Genomic DNA, 12,643 nt, shown 5'->3' with positions numbered 1-12,643 from the left:
CCGGGTCAGAGCTTCTTGGCCTCGGGCGCGGATGTGGCGTCCCGCGGTTCCTGCGGGTCGCCCGGCGCCGCCGGCTCCCCCGGTTCCTGAGCGGTGGACCCGGCCGTCGTCCCGGACCCGGCCTCGGCGTCGGAGTCCCCGGCAGCGCCGGCGCCGCCCTCGGCAGCGGGGCCGGCGGACGCGGGCTCCGCGTCCCCGGCGTCCGCCGCCGGATCCCCGGCCGCCGGACCCCGGTCCGGCTCCACGACCTCTTCGCGGCCCGGCCGCAGCTTCTGCGACAGGACCAGGTAGACCACGGCGAGCACGAAGACGACGATCGCCGTCCAGACGTTCAGCCGCACGCCGAAGATGTGGTGCGCCTCATCGACCCGCATGTACTCGATCCAGCCGCGCCCGGCGCAGTACGCGGCCACGTACAGGGCGAACGCCCGCCCGTGTCCGAGCTTGAAGCGGCGGTCGGCCCAGATCACCAGCAGCGCGACACCGACGCACCACAGGGACTCGTAGAGGAAGGTGGGGTGGTAGGTCCCCGCGACCCGGTTCGGGCCTTCGCTGATCTTGAGGGCCCAGGGCAGGTCGGTGGGCCGCCCGTACAGCTCCTGGTTGAACCAGTTGCCCCAGCGACCGCAGGCCTGGGCCAGCGCGATGCCCGGGGCCAGGGCGTCCGCCCAGGCCGGCAGCGGGATCCCGCGCAGCCGGCAGCCGATCCAGGCACCCACCGCGCCGAGCGCGATCGCACCCCAGATGCCGAGGCCGCCCTCCCAGATCTTGAAGGCGTCGACCCAGTTCCGGCCCTCGCCGAAGTAGAGCTGGTAGTCGGTGATCACGTGGTAGAGGCGGCCGCCGATCAGGCCGAACGGCACCGCCCACACGGCGATGTCCGCGACCGTGCCCGGCTTTCCGCCGCGTGCGATCCAGCGCTTGTTGCCGAGCCAGACGGCGACGAAGACGCCGATGATGATGCAGAACGCGTAGCCGCGAAGCGGGATCGGTCCGAGATGGATCACGCCGGTCGACGGGCTGGGGATATAGGCAAGTGTCATGGCAGGACCGACGCTACCCTGCCGGGCGGTACCCACCGCAACCCGCCCGGCAACCTGCCGTGAAATCGATACTCAGTCCTCCGCGGCGCCCGCCTTGGCGGATCCTCCGCCCTTGCTCCCGGACGAAGCCGTGCCCGCACCGGAAGAGGACGCGGACTTCGCCGTGCCCGCACCGGAGGAGGACAACGACGACGCGGAGGCCGAGGGGGACGCCGAGGGCGAGGGCGATCCCTTCCCGCCGGGGGGCGTCGCCGCACCGCCGTTGCCCTTGGCGGCGGCCTCCACCGCTTCCTTGATCTTCTGCGGGGTCAGCGGGTTGGCCTGGTCGGCGAAGATGTCCTTGCCGTTCAGCAGCACGCTCGGGGTGCCGCGGAACTTCGCGGCCTGGAACGCCTCGTGCGACTTCGCGACCCAGCTGTTGTGCGTGCCGCCGTTCACACAGGAGCGGAACGCCGGGGTGTCCAGCCCCTCCACCTTGCCCGCCAGTTCCAGCAGCCTGGCGTTCTTGCCGTAGGCGTCGTCGGTTTCCTGCGGCTGGTTCTCGAAGAGCACGTCGTGGTACGCGGGGAACTTGCCGGCGTCCTGCGCGCAGGCGGCCGCGTTCGCCGCGTTCAGGGATCCGGTGCCGCGCATGTTCCCGTCGATCAAGGTGACCAGGTGGTAGTCGACCTTGAGCAGTCCTCTGGCCTCCAGGTCGTGGACCGTGGTCCGGTAGTTGTCCTCGAAGGCCTTGCAGGCCGGGCAGCGGAAGTCCTCCCACACGGTGAGGGTGGACTTGGCCTCGGGCTTGCCCGTCTGGATGGCGAGCGCGTCCTTGCCGGTGGCCCCCGAAGGGGCGGCCACCGGACCGGCCTTGGCGGACTTGCCGCCCTTGCCGGTGTTCGCCGCGATCAGGCCGACGACCGCGGCCAGGCCGAGTACGCCGACGACCGCCGCGGACACGATGAGGGTCCGGCGGCGCTTGTCCTTCTTCTTCTGCCGCTCGCGCTCCGCGAGGAGTCGCTCCCGGGCCGATCGTTTCGTCGCATCGCGGTTCGCACCGTCGTCGTTCTTCTCGCTCACGTTCGGCCAAACGAAGCAGGGAGGCACTCGCGTGCCTCCCCGCTCCCACTTCCACCCGATCGGGCTACAGAACCCCCGATCGGGCCCGCCGGGCGTCAGGACCTGCGTACGCCCTCCGCGAGCTCGCCCGCCAGCGCCCGTACGCCGTCCAGCCCGGATTCCAGGTCGGGGGCGTCCAGCAGCAGCTTCACGAAGGCCGAGCCGACGATCACACCGTCCGCGAAGCCGGCGACCTGCTTCGCCTGCGCGGCGTTGGAGACGCCGAGGCCCACGCACACCGGCAGGTCGGTGGTGGCCCGGGTGCGGCGCACCAGGTCCTGGGCCTGGTCGCCGACCGACTCGCGGGTGCCCGTGACGCCCATCAGGGAGGCGGCGTAGACGAAGCCGGAGCCGGCCGCGGTGATGGTGGCCAGGCGCGCGTCCTGGCTGCTCGGGGCGACGACGAAGACGGTCGCCAGGCCGTGCTCGCGCGCGTGCTCGCGCCACAGCGCGGACTCCTGGACCGGCAGGTCGGGCAGGATGCAGCCCGCGCCGCCCGCGGCCGCCAGTTCGGCGGTGAACCGCTCGACGCCGTAGCGGTCGATGGGGTTCCAGTACGTCATGACCAGGATCGGCACGCCGGTGGCCTGGTACGCCTCGCGCACGGTGCGCATCACGTCGGCGATCTTCACACCGCCGCGCAGGGCGATGTCGTCGGCGGTCTGGATGACGGGGCCGTCCAGGACCGGGTCGCTGTGCGGCAGGCCGATCTCGACCACGTCCGCACCGCCGGCGACGACGGCCTTGACGGCCTCGATGCCGCCGTCCACGGTCGGGAAGCCGGCCGGGAGGTAGGCGACGAGGGCGGCCCGGTCCTCGGACTTCGCCTTGGCGAGGGTCGCGCTCAGCAGCTCGATGTTTCCGTTGGCGCTCACTTGTCGTCCCCCTCGGCGAACTCGTTCTCGGCGACTTCCCCGTCCGTGTCGTACAGCCCGAAGTAGCGGGCGGCGGTGTCCATGTCCTTGTCGCCGCGGCCGGACAGGTTGACCACGATCAGCCCGTCGGGACCGAGTTCCCGGCCCAGGTCCAGCGCGCCCGCGAGGGCGTGCGCGGACTCGATCGCCGGGATGATCCCCTCGGTGCGGGACAGCAGGCGCAGGGCCTGCATCGCGGCGTCGTCGGTGACCGCGCGGTATTCGCCGCGGCCGCTGTCCTTGAGGTAGGAGTGCTCCGGGCCGATGCCCGGGTAGTCCAGGCCGGCCGAGATGGAGTAGGGCTCGGTGATCTGGCCCTCCTCGTCCTGCAGGACGTACGAGCGCGAGCCGTGCAGGATGCCGGGCTCGCCGGCGGTCAGGGTGGCCGCGTGCTCGCCGGTCTCCACGCCGTGCCCGGCGGGCTCGAAGCCCACCAGGCGCACGTCCGTGTCGGGGATGAAGGCGTGGAAGAGGCCGATGGCGTTGGAGCCGCCGCCGACGCAGGCCGCGACGGCGTCGGGCAGGCGTCCGGCGCGCTCCAGGATCTGGCGGCGGGCCTCGACGCCGATGACGCGGTGGAAGTCGCGGACCATGGCCGGGAAGGGGTGCGGTCCGGCGACGGTACCGAACAGGTAGTGGGTCTGGTCCACGTTGGCCACCCAGTCGCGGAACGCCTCGTTGATGGCGTCCTTGAGGGTGCGGGAGCCGGACTTCACGGCGATGACCTCGGCGCCCAGCATGCGCATGCGGGCCACGTTGAGGGCCTGCCGCTGGGTGTCGACCTCGCCCATGTAGATGGTGCAGTCGAGGCCGAAGAGGGCGCAGGCGGTGGCCGTGGCCACGCCGTGCTGGCCGGCGCCGGTTTCGGCGATGACGCGGGTCTTGCCCATGCGCTTGGTGAGCAGCGCCTGGCCCAGCACGTTGTTGATCTTGTGCGAGCCGGTGTGGTTGAGGTCCTCGCGCTTGAGGAAGATCCGTGCGCCGCCGGCGTGCTCGGCGAAGCGCGGGACCTCGGTGAGGGCGCTGGGGCGGCCCGTGTAGTTGACCATGAGCTCGTTGAGCTCGGCCGCGAAGGACGGGTCGCCCTTGGCCTTCTCGTACTCGACGGCGACCTCGTCCACGGCGGCGACGAGCGCCTCCGGGATGAACTTGCCGCCGAAGTCGCCGAAGTAGCCCTCGGCGTTGGGGACCAGACCCTGCGGGTCCGGGATGAAGAACGAGTGGGTGGACATGTCCACGTACTCCTACGGGGTGCGACGGGGTGGCTTCACCGTATTGCGCCGCCGGTCCGCGGCCCGCGCACCCCGCGGGCGGGGTGCTGGGGATACGTACGCGAGCGGCCCGGGCCGGAGCCGGCGGCTCCTGGGCGACGGGCCGTACGAGGGTGCCCGGCCGGTACCTCAGCGGTACCGGGGCGGGGCAGCCGTCGTCACGGCGCGGGCGAGGGGCGCCATCGCATGCCGTTGACCTGTCCGGGCTCGGAGCCGATCACGTACCGCACCCGCCGGCCGTGCACGCGCCGGGCCGGGGCACGGCAGCCGCGGGGGCGGCAGCCGCGCGCCAGCGGCGCGTGCGCCGTCGGCACGCCGGCCGGGCCGTGGCCCGGGCGGGTGCGGACGGAGGAGCGGGAGACGGGCACGGGTGGGGTCAGCTCCGCCCGTGCCGCAGGGCGGGGTGGGCGCCGGCGGCCACCAGGTCGGCCACGGCCGCCTTCGGGTCGCGTCCGGTGACCAGGGACTCCCCGACGAGGACGGCGTCGGCGCCCTCGTTGGCGTACGCGATCAGGTCGTGCGGTCCGCGGACCCCGGACTCGGCGACCTTGACGATGTGGTCGGGGATGGTCTCGACGACGCGCTCGAAGGTGGAGCGGTCGACCTTGAGGTCCTTGAGGTTGCGCGCGTTGACCCCGATGATCTTGGCGCCGGCGGCGACGGCGCGCTCGACCTCCTCCTCGTCGTGGACCTCCACCAGCGGGGTCAGCCCGATGGACTGGGCCCGCTCGATGAGGGAGACGAGGGCTTCCTGCTCCAGGGCCGCGACGATCAGCAGGGCGAGGTCGGCGCCGTAGGCGCGGGCCTCCCACAGCTGGTACGCCGTGACGATGAAGTCCTTGCGCAGGATCGGGATGTCCACGCGGGCGCGGACGGCCTCCAGGTCGGCCAGCGAGCCGCCGAAACGACGCTGCTCGGTGAGGACGGAGATGACCGCCGCACCGCCCGCCTCGTAGTCGGCGGCGAGCCCGGCCGGATCGGCGATCGCGGCGAGCGCGCCCTTGGAGGGGCTGGAGCGCTTCACCTCGCAGATCACCTTGACGCTGTCGCCGCGCAGGGCGGCGACACCGTCCTTGGCCTGGGGCGCCTTGGCGGCACGCTCCTTGAGCTCGTCGAGGCTCACGCGGGCCTGCCGTTCGGCAAGGTCTTCGCGGACCCCTTCGATGATCTCGTCGAGCACACTCACGCGAGCGGCCCCCTTCCGGGTCGATGACGGTCGGCCGCCTTGCAGACACGTTCCACTGCAAGGTCAGCACTCAAATGGTATCCGCAGGTCGCCGCGGCCTCCGCACGGAGCGTGCGGGTGTCCCATGGACTGGACAGTCGGAATATGCGGTTCCCCCGGAATACCGGCTTCCCCTCGCGCCCCGCCCGTTTCAGGGGGCCAGGGCGGACCCGAAGGGGAGGTTTCGGACCACGGCGAAGGCCAGCACCACCGCTCCGACGCCCCACCAGTAGACCGGTCTGAGGGCGATCCTCGGCGGCGGGCCGCCGCGGGCGGCGAGGACCAGCCAGCGGCCCAGGAAGGCGGCGAAGAGGAAGTAGCCGAGGACGGCGACGGCATTGTCGCCGAGCGCGGTCAGCAGATCGCCGTGGGCGAAGGCGTGGGCGCTGCGCAGGCCGCCGCAGCCGGGGCACAGGATGCCGGTCAGCCGCAGCAGCGGACAGACCGGGTAGTGGCCCGGCTGGTTCGGGTCGACGGCGCCCACGTACGCGAACGCGGCGACCGTCCCGGCCAGCGTGAGCACGGGGGCGGCCAGGCTCCGGGCCCGGGAGACCGGGGGCGGCGCGCCGGGCCGTACGTGCGCGGGGGCGGGGGTGCGAGGGGCGTCCACGCGGTGATTGTCTCCGCTCATGACAAAAGGCGCAGCCCGACGGGCCGCGCCTCTCGAAACCGCGCCTTTGGGAACCGGTGGCGCGTCCGGTCGGGTGGCGCGGCGGCCGACGGCCGGCTCAGACCTTCGCGGCGACCTTGTTGGCGGCGATGACCTGTGCGAGGTCGTCGTGGGCGGGCTTGGGGGCGCCCATGCCCGCCGCCTTCATCGCCATGCCGACGACACCGCCGAGCGCGACGACGACCAGGCCGGCCCAGAAGCCGAGCGGGTTCGCCAGCACCATGAAGGCGCCGGAGATGCAGAAACCGATGAAGGCGATGATGACACCGGTCCAGGCGGCCGGGGTGTGTCCGTGGTGCGTGCCCGCCATGAGTTGCTCCTCGTTGCTCTGTCGCGCAGTGCTGTATCGCGGTCTGTGTCGAACGCTCGATGACCATTGTCCCGCACCGGGCGGGGCGTGCTGTCAGTGGGTCGGGTCCTCGCCCCGGTCCAGAGCCTTCCACAGATCCTCGGGCCGGTCCGGGTCCACCACCGCGGACTTGCGCGGCCGCGGGCTGCCGTCCCGTTCGTAGCGGCCGCCCATCGCGGGCCAGGCGCTGCCGAAGCGCAGCGCGAGCAGCCCGGCGAGCAGGATCAGCACCGCTCCGCCGGCGGTGACGTACGGCCACGGGGTGTGGGTCAGCCCGGCCACCCGGGCGGCGGTGTCGGCCGTCGTGGTGGCGGCCTTCTCGTCCAGCGCCCGGCGGTCGCCGGCGGCGGCCACCGAGGCCAGCGCCGCGCCCAGGCCGCTCAGCGCCAGCAGGGCGGAGACCAGCAGCCGGCTCTTGCCGCGTACGGCGAACACCGCGACCAGGGCGGCGAGCGCGACGATGGCCAGGGCGGCGGGCAGCCCGGTGACGTCCTGCCCGTCCGCGCTCAGCGGGAGCGACCCGCCGGCGACGGCGGCGCTGCCCCGGGCCCAGACCCGGCCGGAGGCGAGCAGGACGACGGTGGCGCCGAGCGCGCCGAGCAGCAGGGCGACGGCCACGCTGCGGCGGCCGCCGCGGCTGCCGGGGGTCTCGGGCGGCTCGGACGCGGACCGGGCATCGGTTCGGGGCGGGGGTACGGCACTCACGTACCCCACTATCCCCTACCGGGTCAGACGCCGTGGAGGCGGTTCGCCGCTCCCACCGCGCGGAGCACCGCGGCGGCCTTGTTGCGGCACTCGTTGTCCTCCAGCTCGGGTACCGAATCCGCGACGACACCGGCCCCGGCCTGCACGTACGCGGTGCCGTCGCGCAGCAGGGCGGTCCGGATGGCGATGGCCGTGTCGGAGTCGCCGGCGAAGTCGAGGTAGCCGACGCAGCCGCCGTACAGGCCGCGGCGGGAGGGCTCCAGCTCCTCGATGATCTGCATGGCGCGGGGCTTGGGCGCACCGGAGAGGGTGCCGGCCGGGAAGCAGGCCGTGAGTACGTCGAAGGCGGTCTTGCCCTCGGCGACCCGGCCGGTGACGGTCGAGACGATGTGCATCACGTGGGAGTAGCGCTCGATGCTCATGAAGTCGACGACCTCGACGGAGCCCGGCTCGCACACCCGGCCCAGGTCGTTGCGGCCGAGGTCGACGAGCATCAGGTGCTCGGCGCGCTCCTTGGGGTCGGCCAGCAGCTCCTCGGCGAGCTCGTTGTCCTCCTGCGGGGTGGCGCCGCGGTGCCGGGTGCCGGCGATGGGGTGGACCATGGCCCGGCCGTCCTCGACCTTGACCAGGGCCTCGGGGCTGGACCCGACGACGTCGAAGCCGTTCTCGAAGCGGAAGAGGTACATGTACGGGGACGGGTTGGTGGCCCGCAGCACCCGGTAGACGTCCAGCGCGGAGGCCTTGCAGGGGGTCTCGAACCGCTGCGAGGGCACGACCTGGAAGGCTTCCCCGGCCCGGATCCGCTCCTTGACGTCCTCGACGGCGGCCTGGTACTTCTCGCCGCCCCACAGCGCGGAGAACTCGGGCAGCTCCGAGGCGGGCAGCGGCGTCGGCACGTAGGGCGCGGGCCGGGCGAGGTCGGCCTCCATGGCGTCCAGGCGCGCGACGGCGTCCGCGTACGCCTCGTCCACGCCGGTGTCGAGGTCGTTGTGGTTGATGGCGTTGGCGATGAGCTGGACCGTGCCGTCCCAGTGGTCCATGACCGCCAGGTCGGAGGTGAGCAGCATGGTCAGCTCGGGCAGCCGGAGGTCGTCGGACGTGTGGTCGCCGATGCGCTCCAGGCGGCGCACGATGTCGTAGCCGAGGTAGCCGACCATCCCGCCGGTGAAGGGCGGCGTCCCGGCCGCGTTGTCGCGCGGAGTGTGCAGGGCCTCGACGGTGGCGCGCAGGGCGTCGAGCGGGTCTCCGGCGGTGGGGACGCCGACGGGGGCGGCGCCGATCCAGTGGGCCTGTCCGTCGCGGACGGTCAGCGTGGCGTCGGAGCGCACGCCGATGAAGGAGTAGCGGGACCAGGACCGGCCGTTTTCCGCCGACTCCAGCAGGAAGGTGCCGGGGCGTTCGGCGGCGAGCTTCCGGTAGAGGCCGACCGGGGTGTCTCCGTCGGCGAGCAGCTTGCGGCTGACGGGGATGACGCGGCGGTCGGCCGCGAGCTTGCGGAACGTCTCAAGATCCATGGCGTGGGACCCTACCTAGCTATTCGGCGGCCAGCGGGAGGACATCGGCGTCGAAGCAGGTCCGGGCACCCGTGTGGCAGGCGGCTCCGACCTGGTCGACCTTGACGAGCACGGTGTCGGCGTCACAGTCGAGGGCGACGGACTTCACGTGCTGGAAGTGGCCGGAAGTATCGCCCTTGACCCAGTACTCCTGGCGGCTGCGGGACCAGTAGGTGCAGCGTCCGGTGGTCAGGGTCCGGTGCAGGGCCTCGTCGTCCATCCAGCCGAGCATGAGCACCTCACCGGTGTCGTACTGCTGGGCGATGGCCGGTACCAGGCCGTCCGCGGAGCGCTTGAGGCGGGCGGCGATGGCGGGGTCGAGGGAGGTCGTACTCATGGGGCCATTGTGCCGGGCGCGGGTGACGATCATCGATGCCTGTCCGCCTGATGAGCAGGCACGGGGCGGGTTCCGGCCGTAGGCTGGCCACCATGTCTACCCATGCGAAGCGTGAACGTCTGCTGCTGGCCGATCTGTTGGAGGCGGCGGGTCCGGAGGCGCCGACGCTGTGCGACGGCTGGCGCGCGCGGGAGCTGGCGGCGCACGTGGTCGTCCGGGAGCGCCGCCCCGACGCGGCCGGCGGGCTGCTGCTGAACGTGCTCAAGGGCCGGCTGGACAAGGCGATGGCCGAGTACACGGCCAAGCCGTACGAGGAACTGATCCGGCTGATCCGTACCGGGCCGCCGCGGATGTCCGTGTACGCGGTCAAACAGATCGACGAGGCGGCCAACGCGGTGGAGTTCTACGTCCACGCCGAGGACGTACGGCGGGCGCAGCCGGACTGGTCCCCGCGCCGGCTGGACCCGGTCTTCTCGGACGTGCTCTGGTCCCGCCTGGAGAAGCTGGCCCGGCTGACGGGCCGCCGTTCGCCGGTGGGCCTGGTGCTGCGCCGCCCGGACGGCCGCACGGCGGTCGCCCACAAGGGCACCCCGGTGGTGACGGTGACGGGCGAACCGGGTGAGCTGACGCTGTTCTGCTTCGGCCGCCAGGAGGCCGCCGCCGTGGAACTGGACGGCGCGCCGGAGGCGGTGGCGAAGCTGACGGTGGCGGAGCTGGGCATCTGACGCCCCACCCGTGCTCCGGCCCGGCGGGCCGGAGCACGGGACGCCGTCAGCGGACCGGGTGGCCCGCCTCGCGGAGGGTGTCCTTGACCTCGCCGATCCGCAGGTCGCCGAAGTGGAACACCGAGGCGGCCAGCACCGCGTCGGCGCCCGCGGCGATGGCCGGCGGGAAGTGCTCCAGCTTGCCCGCGCCGCCCGAGGCGATCACCGGGACGCGGACGTGCTTGCGCACGGCGGTGATCATCTCGGTGTCGTATCCGTCCTTCGTGCCGTCGGCGTCCATCGAGTTCAGCAGGATCTCCCCGGCGCCCAGCTCGGCCGCCCGGTGCGCCCACTCGACGGCGTCGATGCCGGCGCTCTTGCGGCCGCCGTGCGTGGTGACCTCGAACGCGCCGGACGCAGTGCGCCGGGCGTCGACCGAGAGCACCAGGACCTGCCGGCCGAACCGCTCCGCGATCTCCCGGATGAGGTCGGGCCGCTCGATGGCGGCCGTGTTCACGCCCACCTTGTCCGCGCCCGCCCGCAGCAGCCGGTCCACGTCGTCGGCGGTGCGTACGCCGCCGCCCACGGTCAGCGGGATGAAGACCTGTTCGGCGGTCCTGCGCACCACGTCGTAGGTGGTCTCGCGGTTGCCGGAGGACGCGGTGATGTCGAGGAAGGTCAGCTCGTCAGCGCCCTCGGCGTCGTAGAGCTTGGCCATCTCCACCGGGTCACCGGCGTCCCGCAGGTTCTGGAAGTTGACCCCCTTGACGACCCGGCCGTTGTCCACGTCCAGGCAGGGGATCACCCGTACGGCGAGCGTCATGCCGCCCCTCCTTCACCGGCACCGGGGCTCCGGTACGCCTCTACCTCCACCTCGACGACCATGGACGGGTCGACGAAGCCGGAGACGATGATCATCGATGCGGCGGGGCGCACCGCGTCGAACAGTTCCTTGTGGGCGCGGCCGACGTCGTCCACGTCCCGGGCGTGCGTCAGGTACATCCGGGTGCGGACCACGTGCTCGGCGCCGAGACCGGCCTGCTCCAGCGCCTTGACGGCGACGCCGAAGGCCGTCATGGCCTGCTCGTAGGGGCCGCCGCCGTCGGCCGCGGTGCAGCCGGAGACCAGGACCAGGCCGTTGGGGAGCTGCACGGCCCGGCTGTAGCCGATGACGTCCTCGTAGGGGCCGCCGGAGGAGATGCGGCGCACGTCGTCGGGGGCGCTCATGCGGACACCACCCGAAGGGCCTCTTCCAGGGTGAAGGCCTTCGCGTACAGGGCCTTGCCGACGATGGCGCCCTCGACGCCCAGCGGCACCAGCTCGGACAGCGCCCGCAGGTCGTCCAGCGAGGAGATGCCGCCGGAGGCGACGACGGGCCGGTCGGTGGCGGCGCAGACGTTCCGCAGCAGCTCCAGGTTGGGGCCGGTCAGCGTGCCGTCCTTGCCGATGTCGGTGACGACGTACCGGGCGCAGCCCTCGGAGTCCAGGCGGGCGAGGGTCTCGTACAGGTCCCCGCCCTCGCTGGTCCAGCCGCGGCCCTTGAGGGTGGTGCCGCGCACGTCGAGCCCGACCGCGATCCTGTCGCCGTGCTCGGCGATCGCCTTGGCGGCCCACTCGGGGGTCTCCAGGGCGGCGGTGCCGAGGTTGACGCGGGTGCAGCCGGTCGCGAGGGCGGCGGCGAGCGAGGCGTCGTCGCGGATGCCGCCGGACAGCTCGACCTTGATGTCCATGGCGCCGGTGATCTCGGCGACCAGGGCGCGGTTGTCGCCGGTGCCGAAGGCGGCGTCCAGGTCGACCAGGTGCAGCCATTCGGCGCCGGCGCGCTGCCAGGCGAGGGCCGCCTCCAGCGGGGAGCCGTACGAGGTCTCGCTGCCGGACACGCCGTGCACGAGGCGCACGGCCTGGCCGTCGCGGACGTCGACCGCGGGGAGCAGCTCAAGCGTGGGTGCGGGCATCACAGGGTCTCGATCCAGTTGGTGAGGAGCTGGGCGCCGGCGTCGCCGGACTTCTCGGGGTGGAACTGGGTGGCCCACAGGGCCCCGTTCTCCACCGCCGCGACGAACCTCTCGCCGTGGGTGGCCCAGGTGACCTTGGGGGCGCGGATCAGCGGGTTGGTGACCTCCAGGCTCCAGCCGTGCGCCGCGTAGGAGTGCACGAAGTAGAACCGGGCGTCGTCGTCCAGGCCCTTGAAGGCCTGGCTGTCGGCGGGGGCGTCGACGGTGTTCCAGCCCATGTGGGGCACGATCGGGGCCTTGAGCGGGCCGACCGTGCCGGGCCACTCGTCGAGGCCCTCGGTCTCCACGCCGTGCTCGATGCCGCGCTCGAAGAGGATCTGCATGCCGACGCAGATGCCCATGACGGGCCGGCCGCCGGACAGCCGGCGCCCGATGATCCAGTCGCCGCGGACGTCCTTGAGGCCCTGCATGCAGGCGGAGAAGGCGCCGACGCCGGGCACGAGGAGCCCGTCGGCGTCCATGGCCTTGTCGTAGTCGCGGGTGATCTCGACGTCCGCGCCGACGCGCGCGAGCGCCCGCTCGGCGGACCGGACGTTGCCGAAGCCGTAGTCGAAGACCACGACGGTCTTGGTGGGGCGGGTTGCGCTCATGCCCAGATTCCTTGGATCCGCAGGACTCCGGCGGCGAGGCACATCGCGGAGCCGATGGCGAGCAGGACGACGACCGACAGGGGCATCTTCTGCTTCTGGAAGGAGTAGACACCCCCGGCCAGGAACAGGCCGAAGACGATCAGGATGGTGTTGAGGCCGTTCACGG

17 protein-coding genes are annotated in these 12,643 nt (G+C 72.6%); 1 reads left to right on the top strand and 16 read right to left on the bottom strand.

The genetic code is table 11. The annotated features are described in order from the left end of the window. Positions 1-5 precede the first annotated feature (5 nt). The 11 genes from lgt to hisI form a co-directional block, all read right to left on the bottom strand. Positions 6-1,043: a prolipoprotein diacylglyceryl transferase gene (gene lgt / locus ACZ4M3_RS15375; RefSeq protein WP_467732700.1), complete on the bottom strand. Its 1,038-nt coding sequence runs from the start codon at positions 1,041-1,043 to the stop codon at positions 6-8. Between the two features lie 72 nt (positions 1,044-1,115). Further along, positions 1,116-2,105: a DsbA family protein gene (locus ACZ4M3_RS15370; protein WP_467732698.1), complete on the bottom strand. Its 990-nt coding sequence runs from the start codon at positions 2,103-2,105 to the stop codon at positions 1,116-1,118. 95 nt (positions 2,106-2,200) lie between these two features. Next, positions 2,201-3,019: a tryptophan synthase subunit alpha gene (gene trpA, locus ACZ4M3_RS15365; protein ID WP_467732696.1), complete on the bottom strand. Its 819-nt coding sequence runs from the start codon at positions 3,017-3,019 to the stop codon at positions 2,201-2,203. Continuing rightward, positions 3,016-4,290, bottom strand: a complete 1,275-nt coding sequence (gene trpB / locus ACZ4M3_RS15360) for a tryptophan synthase subunit beta (protein ID WP_467732694.1) — start codon at positions 4,288-4,290, stop codon at positions 3,016-3,018. Before trpB ends, trpA begins: the two co-directional genes overlap by 4 nt. A 197-nt stretch (positions 4,291-4,487) precedes the next feature. Further along, a complete protein-coding gene (trpM, locus tag ACZ4M3_RS15355; protein WP_136215268.1) occupies positions 4,488-4,697 on the bottom strand; it encodes a tryptophan biosynthesis modulator TrpM in 210 nt (69 codons plus the stop codon). 8 nt (positions 4,698-4,705) lie between these two features. Continuing rightward, positions 4,706-5,515, bottom strand: a complete 810-nt coding sequence (gene trpC, locus ACZ4M3_RS15350) for an indole-3-glycerol phosphate synthase TrpC (RefSeq protein ID WP_467732692.1) — start codon at positions 5,513-5,515, stop codon at positions 4,706-4,708. A gap of 190 nt (positions 5,516-5,705) precedes the next feature. Further along, positions 5,706-6,185 (bottom strand): DUF2752 domain-containing protein, encoded by a 480-nt coding sequence (locus tag ACZ4M3_RS15345; RefSeq protein WP_467732690.1) that lies wholly within the window; start codon positions 6,183-6,185, stop codon positions 5,706-5,708. Between the two features lie 97 nt (positions 6,186-6,282). After that, complete coding sequence (locus tag ACZ4M3_RS15340) at positions 6,283-6,534, bottom strand: HGxxPAAW family protein (RefSeq protein ID WP_467732688.1); 252 nt, start codon at positions 6,532-6,534, stop codon at positions 6,283-6,285. Positions 6,535-6,627: 93 nt separating this feature from the next. Further along, positions 6,628-7,287 (bottom strand): TIGR02234 family membrane protein, encoded by a 660-nt coding sequence (locus ACZ4M3_RS15335; RefSeq protein ID WP_467732686.1) that lies wholly within the window; start codon positions 7,285-7,287, stop codon positions 6,628-6,630. 14 nt (positions 7,288-7,301) lie between these two features. After that, positions 7,302-8,792 carry an anthranilate synthase component I gene (locus ACZ4M3_RS15330; RefSeq protein WP_467732684.1) on the bottom strand — a complete coding sequence of 497 codons (1,491 nt, stop codon included), beginning with the start codon at positions 8,790-8,792 and terminating at the stop codon, positions 7,302-7,304. A gap of 19 nt (positions 8,793-8,811) precedes the next feature. Beyond that, on the bottom strand, positions 8,812-9,168 hold the full coding sequence (gene hisI / locus ACZ4M3_RS15325; RefSeq protein WP_136215262.1) for a phosphoribosyl-AMP cyclohydrolase: 357 nt from the start codon (positions 9,166-9,168) through the stop codon (positions 8,812-8,814). 92 nt (positions 9,169-9,260) lie between these two features. Between hisI and ACZ4M3_RS15320 the strand changes: the two genes are divergently transcribed. After that, a complete protein-coding gene (locus tag ACZ4M3_RS15320; RefSeq protein WP_467732682.1) occupies positions 9,261-9,893 on the top strand; it encodes a TIGR03085 family metal-binding protein in 633 nt (210 codons plus the stop codon). 46 nt (positions 9,894-9,939) lie between these two features. Here the strand turns inward: ACZ4M3_RS15320 and hisF are convergent, their stop codons facing one another. Genes hisF through ACZ4M3_RS15295 form a run of 5 tightly spaced genes read right to left on the bottom strand, consistent with a single transcriptional unit; the run spans position 9,940 to position 12,641 of the window. Then, positions 9,940-10,695 carry an imidazole glycerol phosphate synthase subunit HisF gene (gene hisF / locus ACZ4M3_RS15315; protein WP_467732680.1) on the bottom strand — a complete coding sequence of 252 codons (756 nt, stop codon included), beginning with the start codon at positions 10,693-10,695 and terminating at the stop codon, positions 9,940-9,942. Beyond that, positions 10,692-11,099, bottom strand: a complete 408-nt coding sequence (locus ACZ4M3_RS15310; RefSeq protein WP_467732678.1) for a RidA family protein — start codon at positions 11,097-11,099, stop codon at positions 10,692-10,694. Before ACZ4M3_RS15310 ends, hisF begins: the two co-directional genes overlap by 4 nt. Beyond that, on the bottom strand, positions 11,096-11,827 hold the full coding sequence (gene priA, locus ACZ4M3_RS15305) for a bifunctional 1-(5-phosphoribosyl)-5-((5-phosphoribosylamino)methylideneamino)imidazole-4-carboxamide isomerase/phosphoribosylanthranilate isomerase PriA (RefSeq protein WP_467732676.1): 732 nt from the start codon (positions 11,825-11,827) through the stop codon (positions 11,096-11,098). Before priA ends, ACZ4M3_RS15310 begins: the two co-directional genes overlap by 4 nt. Continuing rightward, positions 11,827-12,477: an imidazole glycerol phosphate synthase subunit HisH gene (hisH, locus tag ACZ4M3_RS15300; RefSeq protein WP_467732674.1), complete on the bottom strand. Its 651-nt coding sequence runs from the start codon at positions 12,475-12,477 to the stop codon at positions 11,827-11,829. The genes priA and hisH overlap by 1 nt, the downstream gene beginning before the upstream one ends. Continuing rightward, positions 12,474-12,641, bottom strand: coding sequence for a hypothetical protein (locus ACZ4M3_RS15295; protein WP_467732672.1), 168 nt, complete (start codon positions 12,639-12,641; stop codon positions 12,474-12,476). Before ACZ4M3_RS15295 ends, hisH begins: the two co-directional genes overlap by 4 nt. Positions 12,642-12,643: the final 2 nt, after the last annotated feature.

It is taken from the genome of Streptomyces sp. NPDC026522 (assembly GCF_055567555.1).
This window is presented reverse-complemented; position numbering and strand designations above follow the sequence as displayed.

What these genes read in the sequence shown, in the direction of transcription:
- ACZ4M3_RS15330 (WP_467732684.1), bottom strand. Translation starts at nt 8,792, where the DNA reads ATGGATCTTGAGACGTTCCGCAAGCTCGCGGCCGACCGCCGCGTCATC.
- lgt (WP_467732700.1), bottom strand. Translation starts at nt 1,043, where the DNA reads ATGACACTTGCCTATATCCCCAGCCCGTCGACCGGCGTGATCCATCTC.
- priA (WP_467732676.1), bottom strand. Translation starts at nt 11,827, where the DNA reads ATGCCCGCACCCACGCTTGAGCTGCTCCCCGCGGTCGACGTCCGCGAC.
- ACZ4M3_RS15310 (WP_467732678.1), bottom strand. Translation starts at nt 11,099, where the DNA reads ATGAGCGCCCCCGACGACGTGCGCCGCATCTCCTCCGGCGGCCCCTAC.
- ACZ4M3_RS15340 (WP_467732688.1), bottom strand. Translation starts at nt 6,534, where the DNA reads ATGGCGGGCACGCACCACGGACACACCCCGGCCGCCTGGACCGGTGTC.
- hisF (WP_467732680.1), bottom strand. Translation starts at nt 10,695, where the DNA reads ATGACGCTCGCCGTACGGGTGATCCCCTGCCTGGACGTGGACAACGGC.
- trpB (WP_467732694.1), bottom strand. Translation starts at nt 4,290, where the DNA reads ATGTCCACCCACTCGTTCTTCATCCCGGACCCGCAGGGTCTGGTCCCC.
- hisH (WP_467732674.1), bottom strand. Translation starts at nt 12,477, where the DNA reads ATGAGCGCAACCCGCCCCACCAAGACCGTCGTGGTCTTCGACTACGGC.
- ACZ4M3_RS15345 (WP_467732690.1), bottom strand. Translation starts at nt 6,185, where the DNA reads ATGAGCGGAGACAATCACCGCGTGGACGCCCCTCGCACCCCCGCCCCC.
- ACZ4M3_RS15320 (WP_467732682.1), top strand. Translation starts at nt 9,261, where the DNA reads ATGTCTACCCATGCGAAGCGTGAACGTCTGCTGCTGGCCGATCTGTTG.
- hisI (WP_136215262.1), bottom strand. Translation starts at nt 9,168, where the DNA reads ATGAGTACGACCTCCCTCGACCCCGCCATCGCCGCCCGCCTCAAGCGC.